Source organism: Myxococcus sp. AB025B (genome assembly GCF_006518215.1).
Classification (GTDB): Bacteria; Myxococcota; Myxococcia; order Myxococcales; family Myxococcaceae; genus Myxococcus; species Myxococcus fulvus.
In genome coordinates this window covers 1-13,867 of sequence record NZ_SRLW01000263.1, presented here as the reverse complement: position 1 = coordinate 13,867, position 13,867 = coordinate 1, and the positions used below count along the sequence as shown (strand labels likewise).

At 69.7% G+C, this 13,867-nt stretch carries 14 protein-coding genes; 10 read left to right on the top strand and 4 right to left on the bottom strand.

All coding sequences use genetic code 11. The annotated features are described in order from the left end of the window. Together FL311_RS32750 and exoL are read right to left on the bottom strand one after the other, a co-directional pair. A partial coding sequence (locus FL311_RS32750) for a lipopolysaccharide biosynthesis protein (protein ID WP_141331433.1) occupies positions 1-1,322 on the bottom strand: 1,322 nt, incomplete at its 3' end. Then, positions 1,319-2,419, bottom strand: a complete 1,101-nt coding sequence (gene exoL, locus FL311_RS32745) for a spore coat polysaccharide deacetylase ExoL (RefSeq protein WP_342394556.1) — start codon at positions 2,417-2,419, stop codon at positions 1,319-1,321. The genes FL311_RS32750 and exoL, both read right to left, overlap by 4 nt. A 400-nt stretch (positions 2,420-2,819) precedes the next feature. Here exoL and ccmA point away from each other — a divergent pair, with 400 nt between their 5' ends. The 9 genes from ccmA to FL311_RS32700 all read left to right on the top strand — a co-directional run bounded on the left by ccmA (position 2,820) and on the right by FL311_RS32700 (position 10,518). Further along, the gene (gene ccmA, locus FL311_RS32740; RefSeq protein ID WP_141331429.1) at positions 2,820-3,479 is read left to right on the top strand and encodes a heme ABC exporter ATP-binding protein CcmA; all 660 of its coding nucleotides are present in this window, start codon (positions 2,820-2,822) and stop codon (positions 3,477-3,479) included. Between the two features lie 41 nt (positions 3,480-3,520). Next, complete coding sequence (locus FL311_RS32735; RefSeq protein WP_141331437.1) at positions 3,521-4,189, top strand: heme exporter protein CcmB; 669 nt, start codon at positions 3,521-3,523, stop codon at positions 4,187-4,189. A 3-nt stretch (positions 4,190-4,192) separates the two neighbouring features. Continuing rightward, positions 4,193-4,909 carry a cytochrome c biogenesis protein CcsA gene (ccsA, locus tag FL311_RS32730; protein WP_141331427.1) on the top strand — a complete coding sequence of 239 codons (717 nt, stop codon included), beginning with the start codon at positions 4,193-4,195 and terminating at the stop codon, positions 4,907-4,909. A 2-nt stretch (positions 4,910-4,911) separates the two neighbouring features. Continuing rightward, positions 4,912-5,094 (top strand): heme exporter protein CcmD, encoded by a 183-nt coding sequence (locus FL311_RS32725; protein WP_141331425.1) that lies wholly within the window; start codon positions 4,912-4,914, stop codon positions 5,092-5,094. Positions 5,095-5,100: 6 nt separating this feature from the next. Continuing rightward, positions 5,101-5,598 (top strand): cytochrome c maturation protein CcmE, encoded by a 498-nt coding sequence (locus FL311_RS32720; RefSeq protein ID WP_141331422.1) that lies wholly within the window; start codon positions 5,101-5,103, stop codon positions 5,596-5,598. Then, the gene (locus FL311_RS32715; protein ID WP_141331420.1) at positions 5,595-7,610 is read left to right on the top strand and encodes a heme lyase CcmF/NrfE family subunit; all 2,016 of its coding nucleotides are present in this window, start codon (positions 5,595-5,597) and stop codon (positions 7,608-7,610) included. Before FL311_RS32720 ends, FL311_RS32715 begins: the two co-directional genes overlap by 4 nt. Further along, on the top strand, positions 7,607-8,161 hold the full coding sequence (locus FL311_RS32710) for a TlpA disulfide reductase family protein (RefSeq protein WP_141331418.1): 555 nt from the start codon (positions 7,607-7,609) through the stop codon (positions 8,159-8,161). The genes FL311_RS32715 and FL311_RS32710 overlap by 4 nt, the downstream gene beginning before the upstream one ends. A gap of 123 nt (positions 8,162-8,284) precedes the next feature. Continuing rightward, positions 8,285-9,595, top strand: coding sequence for a zinc ribbon domain-containing protein (locus FL311_RS32705; RefSeq protein WP_141331416.1), 1,311 nt, complete (start codon positions 8,285-8,287; stop codon positions 9,593-9,595). Between the two features lie 14 nt (positions 9,596-9,609). Next, positions 9,610-10,518, top strand: coding sequence for a hypothetical protein (locus tag FL311_RS32700; RefSeq protein WP_141331414.1), 909 nt, complete (start codon positions 9,610-9,612; stop codon positions 10,516-10,518). A 5-nt stretch (positions 10,519-10,523) separates the two neighbouring features. On the opposite strand, the gene FL311_RS32695 is transcribed toward FL311_RS32700, so the two are convergent. Both FL311_RS32695 and FL311_RS32690 read right to left on the bottom strand, forming a co-directional pair. Continuing rightward, positions 10,524-11,585: a phosphagen kinase gene (locus FL311_RS32695; protein ID WP_228557236.1), complete on the bottom strand. Its 1,062-nt coding sequence runs from the start codon at positions 11,583-11,585 to the stop codon at positions 10,524-10,526. Positions 11,586-11,724: 139 nt separating this feature from the next. Beyond that, positions 11,725-13,206: a serine hydrolase gene (locus FL311_RS32690; protein ID WP_141331412.1), complete on the bottom strand. Its 1,482-nt coding sequence runs from the start codon at positions 13,204-13,206 to the stop codon at positions 11,725-11,727. Between the two features lie 247 nt (positions 13,207-13,453). Between FL311_RS32690 and FL311_RS32685 the strand changes: the two genes are divergently transcribed. Beyond that, the coding region (locus tag FL311_RS32685; RefSeq protein WP_141331410.1) for a cytochrome c-type biogenesis protein at positions 13,454-13,867 on the top strand (414 nt) is incomplete at its 3' end.

Genomic DNA, 13,867 nt, shown 5'->3' with positions numbered 1-13,867 from the left:
GCCCCCGCCGCCAGCGACGCGCGCCCCAGCTCCCGCCACGGGATGACGTCCACCAGACGCAAGGAGCGTCGGGGCGTGGACAGCGCCGCCGGAATCCGGGTGAGCAGCAGCACCTTGCCCACCACCTCCGCCACCGCCCACGAGCCGATGCCGCCCATCATCCCCAGGTGCTTCACGCCGAAGTACACCAGCGGCACCGTCACCGCCGCCTTCACCGCGTACGACACGAAGATGGCCCGCGTCAGCCCGCGCGCCCTGAGCGTCCCGTCCATGGGCAGGATGGAGAGCACCACCCCGAGCACGCTGATGCGGAACACGGGCACGGCCGGCAGGAACTTCTCACCGAACAGCGCGCCGATGAACTCCGGCGCCGCCGCGAAGAGGAACGCCGCGAAGGGCAGGAACACGTACGCCAGCTTCCCGGCCGCCTCGCGGAACGCGTCCACGCCCTCCTCCAGGCGCCCTTCCCGCTCCAGCTCCCCCAGGCGCACCATCAGCACCTCGCTGGTGGGCGTGTAGAGCAGGTCCACCACCGGCAGCTGGAAGCAGCCCACGCGGTACAGCGCGTACATCGCCGGCGCCACCGCGCCCGCCACCATGTACAGGTGCGCGTTCTGCTGCGGAATCGCCAGGAACATCGCCGCGCCGAACGGCGCCGCGTACGCCAGCTGCGCGCGCAGCAGCGGCCCGCTCACCAAGGGGCCCGTGACGCCGCGCAGACAGACGACCCACGTCGCCGCGAAGCGCAGCGCCGTGAAGCCACACACCGCCACCATCAGCCCATGCAACGAGAAGCCTAGGAGCGGCGGCAGCACCATCACCGAGGCCCGCACCGCGTCCGACACCAGGTACACCACGGCCGAGGCCTTGGTGCGCCCCTGCGCCGTGAGCGACACCTCCAGCGGGAAGCTGCCCAGCAGGAGCGCCGTGTAGGCCGCCAGCTCCCAGCGGTAGTCGAGCAGCCGCGGGTTGGAGAACCACCCCGCCACCGGGCCCATCAACGCGAAGACGAGCAGCGCGCCCACCAGGCCCGCGCCCGACATGAACAGCAGCGTCTGTCCCAGGTACGGCCGCTTCTCGCCGGTGCGCGGCAGGAAGTAGTACAGGCTCTGCACCACGCCGAACGGCAGCACGTAGTAGAGCGTCGTGGCGATGAGGAACAGCTGGTAGTACGTGCCGTACTCGTCCAGGTTCAGCACCCGGGCGAGCACGAGCGGAATGGACAGCGTCAGCCCGGCGGTGAACAGCCGGGCCAACACCAGGGGACCGGCGCGGCCGAGGAACGAGCCCCCCGCCGCCGCCGGTGATGCCGCTCCGCTCACGGAGCCTCCTTCAGGGCCGCTCCGTCGGGCGTCGCCAGCACGTTGCCCACCAGGCCGCCGCGGAAGGAGTGCGTCCTGCGCCCCGGCACCGGGCGGCTCACGCCGAGCAACCCGAAGCAGTCATCCAGTTGGCAGCCGGTGAGCGGCGACGAGTAGTCCCCGAGCATCCCCAGGCTGAAGTTCTCCCACAGCACCTTGCGCTTGAGGGTGAACGGATCTCCTCCGATGCGGTTGGGCAGGTCCTCCGTCGTCACGCCCGAGCGGAAGCCGTTCGCGGCGAGCACGCGGATGACCTCGTCCGAGTACCACCCGTTGCAGTACGCGAAGTCGCGCACCTGGATGCCCACCTCCGCCTCGATGGTCCGCTTGGACTCGAGGATCTCCTGCTCCACCACCGCCTGCGGCTCCAGCGTCAACACCGTGTGCCCCAGCGTGTGCGCGCCGAACTCGAACCCGTCGCGCGCCATGCGGCGCACCTCGTCCCAGTTCATGACGTCGCCCTGCTCGGGCACCAGGTCCTGCCCACCGCCGAGCTGCTGCTCCAGCGCGTCGATGATGGCCGTCAGCACCCGCGTGGGGTGCTCCCCGATGAAGTCATCCAGCGCCGCGGACACCGTCTTCTGTCCGGAGAGGATGGGGCCCAGCAGCTCCATCGACGCCTCCGGCAGCGCCGCGTACACCGGGTGGTAGTGCCGCTCCTGCGCGCGCCTGAGCAGGTGGAAGAGGCGGTCATGGTTGAACCGCCGCTTCGTGCCGATGAACGCTGTTGGCAGATAGGTGATGGCCGGCACGCCCATCTGCTTCAGGATGGGGTACGCGTACCGGTACACGTCCCGGTACCCGTCGTCGAAGGTGATGACGCACAGGTCCTTCTTCGCCACCCTCCGGCCCGACATCACATCCACCGCGTCGCCAATCGACGCCAGCTCGAAGCCGGCCGCCGAGGCCTCCTCGAGATGACGCCGGAACGTCTCCTGGCTGATGAGCAGCCCCGGGATGGAGCGCTGAAGCTCCCCGGTGAAGTCGCTCACCACGCGGTGATAACTCACGATGAGGATGCGCCGGCCACCCGACTGCACCCTCCGATAGGCCGCCATCGCCCGACGCATGCCGCTGTAGTGCAGCACGCCAGCGGTCGCCGCCTTGACCGCCCTCCGCAAGACCCTCGCCGTTGCCATCACGCCCTCCGCGGAAAAGGAACCCCTGGCCCACGTTCCCCTCAGGGAACTTCCAACTCGCGCGGGAGCCATTGCAGGGGTGATGCCATAGCCGATTCAGGCGCCCGACGTCCTTGCTCGGGGGGACGCCCGGCGGGACGAGAGGGATGACGACGGCTGGACACGTTGCACCAGGGAAACACGGCGGACCACGCGGGCACACCGTGCCCCACCCATTGGAAAAACTTTCCTGTCTTCAGGGTCGCCCCACCCCTGGCCGGCCAGCCGCCCGGGTTTCACTGGATGACAGTTGCGATTCCGGATACGAACGAGGCTCCCGATGACTCCCCACTCCGCCGCTGCCGCGCTCGCGTTGCATGACGTCAGCAAGCGCTATGGACGTCGCTGGGCGCTGGCGCGACTGACGTACGCGCTCCCCGCCGGACGCTCATTGCTGCTCACCGGCCACAACGGCTCCGGAAAGACGACGCTGTTGCGCATGCTCGCCACCGCGCTGAGCCCCACCGCGGGCCGCGTGGAGGTGCTGGGCAAGGACGCCGTCGTGCACCGCGACGAGCTGCGCCGCGACGTGGCGCTCCTGTCCCACGCCAGCTTCCTCTACGAAGACCTCACCGCGCACCAGAACCTCACCGTATTGGCAAGGCTGCTGGGACACCCCTCGCCGAAGGACGCGGCGGAGGGCCTGCTCGCACGGGTGGGCCTGGGCAAGCGCTCGGACAACCCGGTGCGCGGCTTCAGCGCCGGCATGCGAAAGCGCCTGGCCATCGCCCGGCTGCTGATGAAGGCCCCGGCCATCGCGCTGCTGGACGAGCCCTTCGGCGAGCTGGACCCGGAGGGCATCCGGGAGATGGAGGGCATCATCGCCCAGCTCAAGGCGGACGGCGTCACGGTGGTGCTGGCGACGCACCTCATCGACCAGGGCCTGTCCCTGTGCGAGGAGCGCCTGCACCTGCGGGACGGACGGGCGGTGTCGGCGTGAATCTGCCAACAAGCCCCCCGCGCCCCCGGCCCATCGGGCTCATGGGCGCCACGCTGGCCCTCTTGCGCAAGGACCTGCTCATCGAGTGGCGCACCCGCGCGCGCCTCAACGCCATCGTCTTCTTCGCGCTGGCCACCCTGCTGATGTTCTCCTTCGCGCTGGGCCCGGACACGCGCCTGTTGGAGAAGAACGCCGGCGGCTACTTCTGGCTGGCCATCCTCTTCGCCAGCGTGCTCGCCCTGGGCGAGTCCTTCCGCGTCGAGTCCGAGAACGCCTGCATGGACGGCGTGCGGCTGGCCCCCGCGGACCCCCGCGCCATCTACCTGTCCAAGGCCCTGGGCAACGCGCTGCTCCTCGTCGCGCTGGGCATCCTCCTGTTGCCCGTCATGGTCGCCCTGTACGGCGTGCGGGTGGTCATGGGCGCGGTGGACCTGGGCAGTGTCCTGCTGCTCGGCAGCCTGGCCCTCAGCGCACCGGGGACGGTGTACGCCGCGATTTCCAGCAATGCCCGGGCAAGGGATGTGCTCCTGCCTCTGCTATTGTTCCCGCTGGTCATCCCTGCCCTGCTGTCCGCGGCCAAGGCGACCACCCTCGTGTTGCAGGGAGACCCCATGAATCAGTTGGGCTCATGGCTGGGGCTTTTGCTCGGTTTCAATCTGATTTACTGGGGCGTGGGCTTCATGCTCTTCCCTCGCATCATCGAGGACTGACGGATGAACAAGCTCATCAAGTGGGGCCTCCCGGTGGTGGGCCTGGGCGTGCTCGCGGCGGGCTGGTGGTTGGGCCTGGCGTGGGCACCTCCGGACCGGGAGATGGGTGACGTGCAGCGCATCATGTACGTGCACGTGCCACTCCAGTGGGTGGCCATGCTGGCCATGTTCCTGAACTTCGTGATGGCGGTGGCGCACCTGCTCAAGTCCAGGCCGGGCTGGAAGCTGGACTCGCTGGCGGAGTCGGCGGCCGAGGTGGGGCTGGTGCTGGGCGCGCTGGGCATGGTGACGGGGGCCATCTGGGGCCGCCCGACGTGGGGCGTCTACTGGTCGTGGGATCCGCGCCTGACGTCGGAGGCCATCATGCTGGTGACGTACACCGGCTACCTGGTGCTGCGGCGCTTCGTGGAGGACCCCGACAAGCGCGCGACGTGGAGCGCGGTGGTGGCGATCCTGGGCGCCATCAACCTGCCCATCGTCTGGTTCTCGGTGCGCTGGTGGAGAAGCCTGCACCAGGTGCAGTCGAGCCCCAAGACGGTGGATCCGCAGATGGTGCTGCCCCTGCGAGTGGCGGCCATCGGGATGCTGATGATCACCATCGCCCTGCTCATCCAGCGCTACCGCATCGCCCTGGCCGAGCGCCGGGCGGAGGTGGCCCTGCCGGACGCGCTGCCCGGTGCGGGCGCGCCGGATGTCCACAACACCCCGAAGGTGGCCTGACCATGACGACGCTGACGACGCTGGGAGTCCTCGCCCAGGCCGCGGGCCAGGTGGGAAGTGGCCGCATCCAGGGGGGCTGGGGCTATGTCTGGGCCTGCTACGGCATCACCGTGGCCGCGCTCGTGCTTTACTCGCTGTCCCTCTGGCTGCGCCGGCCCCAGGCCTCGCAGGACGCGAAGGAGTGAGCTGTCATGACGCCTGTCGCCCGTAATCGGATCTTCGCCCTGGGAGCCCTGCTCGTCGCGGGAGCTGGCCTGGGCTTCGTCGCCTTCGGCAACATCGGTGAGAACCTCGTCTACTACTGGAGCCCGTCGGAGATGCTGGCCCAGGGGGACAAGGCCTACACGGCCACCATCCGCCTGGGCGGCGTGGTGCAGCCGGGCAGCATCCAGTGGAACGCCGAGCACACCACCCTGCACTTCCGCGTCGCCAATGACGTGACGGAGGGCGCCGCCAGCGTGCTGGTGCGCTCCACGGAGACGCCGCCGCAGATGTTCCGCGACAAGATTGGCGTCGTGGTGGAGGGCACGTACGACGCCTCCGGCGTGTTCAGCTCCAACCGGCTGATGGTGAACCACTCGAACGAGTACCGCGCCCCCAAGGAGGGCGAGGACCCGAACAAGTGGCGTGAGACGCTGTCGGACGGCACGACGACGGCGAGCGCGACGCCCGGAGCGGAGGCGCGGTGAACGGCTCGCTTGGATACGGACTGGTGCTCGGAGGGCTCGCGTTCGCGACCTTCGGCGCGCTGGTCGGCCTCGTTACCGGCCTGCGCCGCAGCGAGGCGGGCTTCCCGTGGGTGATGCGCGCGGTGTGGGGCTTCGCCGGCTGCATGATCGCCGCGAACCTGGTGATGGTGTACGCGCTCGTCTCGCACGACTTCAGCGTGAAGTACGTGGCGCAGGTGGGCAGCCGGGACACGCCGCTGCTCTACACGGTGGTGTCGCTGTGGAGCGCGCTGGAGGGGTCCATCCTCTTCTGGGGCTTCATCATGGGCGCGTACGTGGCGGCCTTCGCGTGGCTGCACCGCCGCGAGCACGCGCGCTACATGTCGCTGGCGCTGGGCACGATGCTGGCGGTGGGCGTGTTCTTCACGTTCCTCATCGCCGGCCCCGCCAACCCCTGGGGCGCCGTGTCGCCGGTGCCGCCGGACGGCCCGGGGCCCAACCCCCTGCTGCAGAACCACATCCTGATGGTCATCCACCCGCCCTTCCTCTACCTGGGCTACGTGGGCATGACGGTGCCGTTCGGCGTGGCGGTGGCGGGGCTTTTGCGCGGGGAGATTGGCGAGGCGTGGATGGCGCCCCTGCGGCGCTGGACGCTGGTCGCCTGGCTGTTCCTGTCCATCGGCATCATCCTCGGCGCGTGGTGGGCCTACGCCGTGCTCGGCTGGGGCGGCTACTGGGCGTGGGACCCCGTGGAGAACGCCAGCTTCCTGCCGTGGCTGACGGCCACCGCGTTCATGCACTCGACGATGGTGCAGGAGCGCAAGCGGATGCTGAAGCTGTGGACGCTGTCGCTCGCGCTGGCGTCCTTCGTGCTGACGATCCTGGGCACGTTCATGACGCGCTCGGGCATCTTCAACTCGGTGCACTCCTTCACCCAGTCGGACATCGGCCCCACGTTCCTGGTGTTCCTGGGCGTGCTGCTGGTGCTGTGCATCGGCCTGCTGGCGGTGCGCGGGCCGCTGCTGGTGCCCGAAGGCCGGATGAGCTCGCTGGTGTCACGCGAGGCGAGCATCCTGGTCAACAACCTGGTGTTCGTGGCGATTACGTTCACCGTGCTGCTGGGCACGCTCTATCCGCTGGTATCCGAGGCGGTGCGCGGCGTGCGCGTCAGCGTGGGTGAGCCGTACTTCAACAAGATGGCGGTGCCGGGCGGCATCGCGGTGCTGTTCCTGATGGGCGTGGGCCCGGTGCTGCCGTGGGGCACGCCGGACAAGGCCACGCTGCGTCGGCAGTTCATCATCCCCGCCGTGGTGGGGCTCATCGTCACCGCGGTGTGCTTCGCGGTGGGGCTGCGCGGCGTCTACCCGCTGCTCACCTTCGGGCTCGCGGGCTTCGTCACCGTCATCACGGTGCGCGAGCTGGTGGCGCCGGTGCGCGTGCGCATGTCGGAGCGCAAGGAGGGGCTGTTCACCGCGCTCGTCACCAGCGCCACCAAGGCGCAGCGCCGCTTCGGCGGCTACGTGGTGCACCTGGGCATCGTCCTCATCATCGTCGCGGTGGCCGCGTCGTCCGCGTACGTCAAGCACACGTCCGGCACGCTGAAAAAGGGCCAGACGATGCAGCTCGACGGCTACCAACTGAAGTACCTGGGGCTGATGAGCGGCGAGGAGCCGCACCGCACCTTCGTCGCCGCGCGCGTGGAGGTGACGACGCCGGGCGGCGCCGTCACGGAGATGAAGCCCCGGCTCAACTACTACGAACGGAGCACGGACCCCATCGGCACGCCCGCGGTGCGCGAGACGGCCGGCGAGGACTTCTACGTCTCGCTGATGGCGTTCTCCGAGCAGGCCGGCAACGCGAGCTTCAACGTCTGGGTCTTCCCGCTCGTGGGGTGGATCTGGTGGAGCATCCCGCTGCTGGTGCTGGGCACGCTCATCGCCATCTGGCCGCGGCGCAAGGCGGCGGTGGCGCTGTCGAGCGCGGAGGTCGGCGCGAGCCTCGCCGGGGGTGACGCGGAACGGGGGGCGGCATGAAGCGCTGGCGCTACACGCTGGGCTTCGTCGTCCTCTCCGTGGCGCTGCTCACGGTGCTCTACAAGGGCTTCGGGCAAAACCCGCACGAGGTGCCCTTCATGCTGACGGGCAAGCCCGCGCCGGACTTCGTGCTGCGCTCGTTGGACACCGGCGAGAAGGTGAGCCTGGCGGACCTGAAGGGCCGCCCGGTGGTCATCAACTTCTGGGCGTCGTGGTGCGGGCCGTGCCAGTACGAGCACCCGGTGCTCGAGTGGGGCCAGCGCGAGTACGGCTCGCAGGCGGTGTTCCTGGGCGTGGTGTTCGAGGACTCCGAGGACAACGCCCGCGCCTTCCTGCGGCGCCAGGGGTACAGCTTCCCGCAGCTCATCGACCCGCGCTCGCGCATGGCGGTGAGCTACGGCGTGGCGGGGGTGCCGGAGACGTACTTCATCGACCCGGCGGGCACCATCCGTGGCAAGCACGTGGGGCCCATCGACCCGGAGTCGCTCACCCGGCGCATCCGCGAGCTGACCACGGCGAGCCCGTCCGCCGCCGAGGCCCAGCGTCCGTAGGAGCTGCAACCGTCACCCGCGCTTCACCGGGGGCCTCTCGCTTCCGGTGAAAACCTCGTGTTATTCCACGACTTGCGTTGACCGTGAGGGCTCCCCCCGCCCTCCGCACAGCAAGGTGGGTTCATGCGGTGCCCGGAGTGCGGTGAGTCCTCGAACGCGCGGCTGAAGTACTGCGAGAACTGCGGCGGCAAGATGCCGGAGAGCCCCCAGGGGCTGACGGGCTCGCGCCCCGCGCTGCGGACGAACTCCACGCGGCGGGCCATGGAGGAGCCGTCCTACGCGGCGGAGATCCTCGACGAGGCGGAGGCCCACAGCCAGGGCGCCGCCTACGTGCCCGCGGGCGCCCACGACACCGCGGAGGACACGGACCCGGGCCAGTCGCGCCCCGGCTACGACGGGCCCAGGTGGCTGGCGAGCGTGCCGGCGCACTCGCAGAGCATCGTGGGGCTGGCGGTGCTGTCGTTCGCGCTGGCGCTCTCCATCCTCCCCTCCTTCGACGGCGTGGGCGTGGTGGGCGCGCTGCTCGCGGTGGTGGGCGCGGTGCTGACGCTGGCGCGGGAGCTGAAGCTCGCGGGCGAGGCCCAGGGCGTCACGAAGCTCCTGCCGGAGGTGCTCTACCGCCCGGAGATTCCCGCGGCCTTCTGCGCGCTGCTGGCGGCGCTGAGCTTCCGCATGCTCGGGGTTGGCGTGATGCCCGTGCTGTGGCTGCTGGCCTCCGGGCTCATCATCCATGACCAGTGGCGGAAGGTGATTGCCGGCCCCGACGGCGTGCTCGCGCGCTGGTTCGACCTGCGCCAGCTGCTGGTGATGCCGTCGGTGCTCACGCTCGGCGGCGTGGGACTGGCCTTGCTGACGCTGTTCGCGCCGTGGGCCACGCTGAGCACGCTGCCGGAGGTGCCGGACGCGCCCGTGCCCTCGGGTCCGCCGGAGCTGCGGGTCATCGGCGCGCAGCGGGCCGCGGATGACGTCCTGTACTCCGCGAACGCGGGCACCATCACCCTGACGGGCTGGGATCTGTCCGGCGCGGTGCTGGTGGAGCTCTTGCTCTTGTCGGTGCTGGCGCTGCTCGCGCTGAGGCCCGAGGTGTCCCGCCCCGCGTGGACGCGCTTCGCGCCAGTGGGCGCGCTGGGCGTGGGGCTCTTGTGGGCGCTGCTGCACCTGAAGCTGTCACCCGGGCCGCTCATCTTCGTCGTGGGCCTGGCGGCCATGGGCGTCCAGGTGGTCCGTCAGCTGCGGGAGTCGCGGGATGCGCTGGCCCCCGCGCCCGCGTATGACGACGGCATCGACGAGACGGAGCGTGTCGAGGACCCGAACCCCGATGACATGTATCCGGACGACGAGGGAAACCCGGATGACATGGGCCCGGACGACGAGGGAAACCCGGATGACATGTCTCCGGACGACGAGGAGGAGCCCAAGCCTCGCGGCCGTTGAGGTAGAGCGGAGGCATGTCGTCCTCCCCTCCCCTCCCCCCTGGCGCGGTCGCCTTCGTGGACCGCTGGCGTGAGCTGTTCGATGCGCGTGACTGGGCCGCCCTGCGGGCCCACGAGCATCCCGACTTCCCGGGGTCAGGCCCGCCCAAGCAGAACGACAGCTTCATCCGCGGGCTCGGCACGAGCGGCTACCGAGTCCACAGCGCGAAGCTGAAGCCCTTCGTGCAGCCGAAGTGGTCCATCTTCCGCACCACGCGCCTGCACCCGCAACCCACGTACTGGTGTGACCTGGTGTTGAAGAGCGACAAGGGCCACCAGACGGAGGCGTTCATCGCGCTGGCGCCGTGGGAGGGCACCGAGGGCGCCTTCCGCGCGTCGTACTACGTCGAGCTTCCGCCGAAGAAGAAGGTCGCCCCGCTGGACCTGGGCAAGGAGCAGGCGCGCGTCTCGAGGTTCCTGGCCAAGGCGGTGAAGGACTTCGCGCGGAGCCACAAGGACCCGCGGCCCGTGCAGCGGCTGGCGCTCCGGTACTCCACCGACAACGGGGCGCTGAACGTGGGCTTCGACCTGAACCCGGAGTCCGAACCGGGCGAAGGCATGACCCATGACGACTTCGCGGAGCTGCTCGTCCCCCGCTGGCCGGACGTGATGGAGCACAAGCCGGCGCTGGTGGGCCTCGACGGCGTGAAGCTCGCGGCCCGCGAGGATGGGACGTGGGGCACCCCCGAGGCGCATGCGCGACTGGAGGAGCACCTCGGGAAGATGCTCGTCGCGATGCTGCTCGAGCTGCGCGACAGCGGCCAGCTCGAGGCCCTGCGCGCATCGGACACCGCGGAGCTCGGAGTCGAGGACTCCGAGGGTGTCTTCGGCTGGCCCGACTACGAGGAGCGCGGACGCGAGAACCGGCTGGTGGCGAAGCGCTGAGCGCATCAGCCCCCGCGCGCCCGTCGTCGCTGGCGCCGGGTCCTCCGCAGCGTCTGCTCCAGCTCGATGAGCCGCCGCACGCCCGCGTGGAGCCGCGCGTAGATGTCCCGCTCGGAGACCCCCAGCCGGTGCTCGTTGGAGAGGTCATACACGCTGTCCTCCGGCTCGGAGTGCTCGCCGTGGAGTCCTCGCACGGCGAGCCCCAATGCCTTGCAGCGCGCCTCGAACCCGGGCGCTGAAGACAGACAGGGCAGGCGCACGTGCACGGAAGCCCGCATGGCGGTGCCCAGGTTCGTCGGACACGACGTGTGATATCCGCGCTCCGCGTCCCACGCGAACTCCAGCCGGTCGTCGAGATACGCCAGCGCTCCGCGCAGCCGGAGGAAGGCCCGCGCCAGGTCTCCCCCCGGCTGCATGCTGATGACGCGCAGGGCGTCCTCCTCGTTGACCCAGACCAGCAGGCGCTGGCTCGCCGACGTGAAGATGCCGCGCGCCTCTGGCCAGTCCCTCAACGCGCCCGCGCTCTCCAGGAAGCGGTCCTCCGAGGAGAAGAGACAATGCCGCGCCTGCAATTCCTCCCGCTCGTCGTCGCTCAGCTCGCCCAGGGGCCGATAGACGCCCGCGAGTTCGTCGGGCAACCCCGCGAGCGCCTCGACGACCTCCACCTCCAGTCGCCTCCGGTCCTCCGCGTGGATGGCCGGAGGGAACGCGTAGCGCGCCAGGTTGCGCCCCACTCGGATGCGCGTCGAGAGGACGTATTCACCGCTCGGGTCCAGGTCCTCCAGCGGCAGCCCCTCCAGCGAGAAGTCGCTGCGGTGCCCCCGTGAAGAGCCCTCCGCGAGCTCCTGGATGATGGGGTCGAACAACGGAGCGAACGTCGCGTACGACTCGCTGTCCCCGGCGTAGATGCCGATGCGCGAGTCCGGCTGCTCCGCGCCACTGCGCAGCGCCGCCTTCAACGTCCAGCCATTCCGGGTGGTGCAGGCGCGCAGGCGCGCCTCGAGCCGAGGTGTCAGGTGCTTTCGAGCCAACATCTCCGGGCCGCAGTGCAGCCCCGGTGCCCGCACCGCGCGCCTTCTATCCCAGCCAAATCGTTGGGGCTCAAACCCCGAGTGAAACCGCCCTGACGTGTCCGGCCCGGCGCCAGACACGTCAAAGGCTCGCGTGACGTGTCATCACGCGAGCCCGATGAAGCCACCGCGCGGCTCAGGGGGCCTTCTTCGCCTCGGGCGCGTCCATCTCCTTGAGCACCTTCTCCGCGTTCGTGTTGGACGGATCCAGCTCCAGCGAGCGGCGATAACTCGCCTTCGCCAGGGCCTTGTCCCCCTGGGCCAGGTACGCCTCGCCCAGGCTGTCGTGGACATTCCCGTCCTCGGGGAACTGCTCCACGTTGGCCTTGAAGACTTCAATCGCCTCCGGCACGCGGCCCGTGCGCAGCAGGTCATACCCGACGCGGTTGAGCTCGCCCGCGCCGAAGAAGTACTCGGCGCCCGCCTTGCTGCCCTTGAGCTGCTGGTACGTGGCGAGCGCCTGCTGCGCGGTGCCCGTGGCCAGGATGCGAGAGACCTCGTCGGCGATGGACTTGAGCGGCTGCTTCGGCGTGACGCCGTTCAGGATGCTCAGCACGCCAGCGGACAGCGGCCGGGGGCTGGCGCCGCGTCCCACGTTGGAGAGCGCGACGACGACCTGCTTCTTCTCCGGGACCCGCACGAAGAAGGCGCTGAACCCGTTGATGCCACCCCCATGGTAGACGGCCGCCAGCTTCGTCTTGCCGTCATCCAGCCTGAACGGCTCCAGCGACACCCCGAAGCCGTACTGGTCCAGGCCCGGCGTCGTCATCTTCTTCTTCAGCTCCTCCGACAACAGGGAGGTGCCCTGCAGCGCCTTGTCCCACAGGTACAGGTCCTCCACCGTCGAGTAGATGGAGCCCGCCGCGTACGGCAACCCCATGTCCAGGTAGTCCGCATTGACGTACTGGCCCGACTTGAAGTCGTACCCCGACGCGCGCTTGGGCAGCACCGTCGCGGACACGTCGTAGCCCGTGTTCTTCATGCCCGCCGGCTTGAAGATGCGCTCCTCCAGCACCTGCGCGTACGTCTTGCCCGTCACCTTCTCGATGATGGCGCCCAGGAGGAAGTAGCCCGAGTTGTTGTACGCGTACTTCGTCCCCGGCTCGAACTGGAGGTCCCCCGAGCAGTGCTCCTTCACGAACGCGTCGACGGTGAAGGGGTCTCTGGCCACGTCGCCGAACTTCGGGTTCGACGTGTAGCTGGGGATGCCGGAGGTGTGGTTCAACAGGTGCGTCACCGTGACGCGCGAGCCCGTGTCCTGACGGTAGTCCGTCAGGTGCTTCGTCACCGGGTCCTCCAGGCCCACCTTGCCCTCACCCACGAGCTGCAGGATGAGCGTGGCGGTGAACTGCTTGGTGATGGAGCCGATGCGGAACTTCGTGTCGGGCCCCGCGGGAATCCCCCACTCCATGTTCGCCTGGCCGTAGCCCTTCTTGAGGACGATGCCCGTCTCGTCCGCGACCAGCAGGCTCCCGTTGAACTGGTTGAGCGCGTGGTACCTCGCCGCCAGCCGCTCCATCGCCTCCTTGTCCTTGCGGCTCGCCGCGTCCGCCGGGGAGACCGCCAACAAGAACCCCAGGCCCACCGCGACACCCGCATCCATCCAAGCCAGCTTCATTCCGCTCTCCAAGGAAGTTGAATCGCCCCGCTCCATCCGAGCCGGCCCGGCGGCGTCCCATGCTCCACCGGGAACGAACCGGGCGACCAACCATTGCGCCGCGGCCGTGCCCCGCCCGGGCCCGCGCCTGCCCGGCCGTGACGGATGCCCACCTACAGGCCGGGAAGCGGGGCAGGCGCCCGGCGCTCAGGTTTCGCTGTCCAACACCGGGCGGTAGCGCTAGTTAAGACGGCTTCCGGGAGTTCCGATGACCGCCGCCCTGCTGTCCCTGACCCTCGCCTTCGGCCTCGTCACCGGCCAGTTCGCGCCCCAGCAGGCCGCGAGCGAGCCTCTCGCCCCGGCCCTGGAGCAGCGCGTCCAGAAGCTCGGCAAGACGCTGCGTTGCGCGGTGTGCCAGGGCCTCTCCATCTCCGACAGCCCGTCCTCCATGGCCCGCGCGCAGCTGGACATGGTCCGGGAGCTCGTCTCCGAGGGGAAGAGCGACCAGGAGGTGGTCGAGTTCTTCGTGTCGCGCTACGGCGAATGGGTCCTCCTGGAGCCCAAGGCCGAGGGCTTCAACTGGTTCGTCTGGCTGGGCCCCGTCGCGCTGCTCGTCGTGGGCGGCTTCGTCATCTGGAGACAGCTGCAGCAGGGCCCCGCCCTGGAGCCCGCGCCCCAGGCC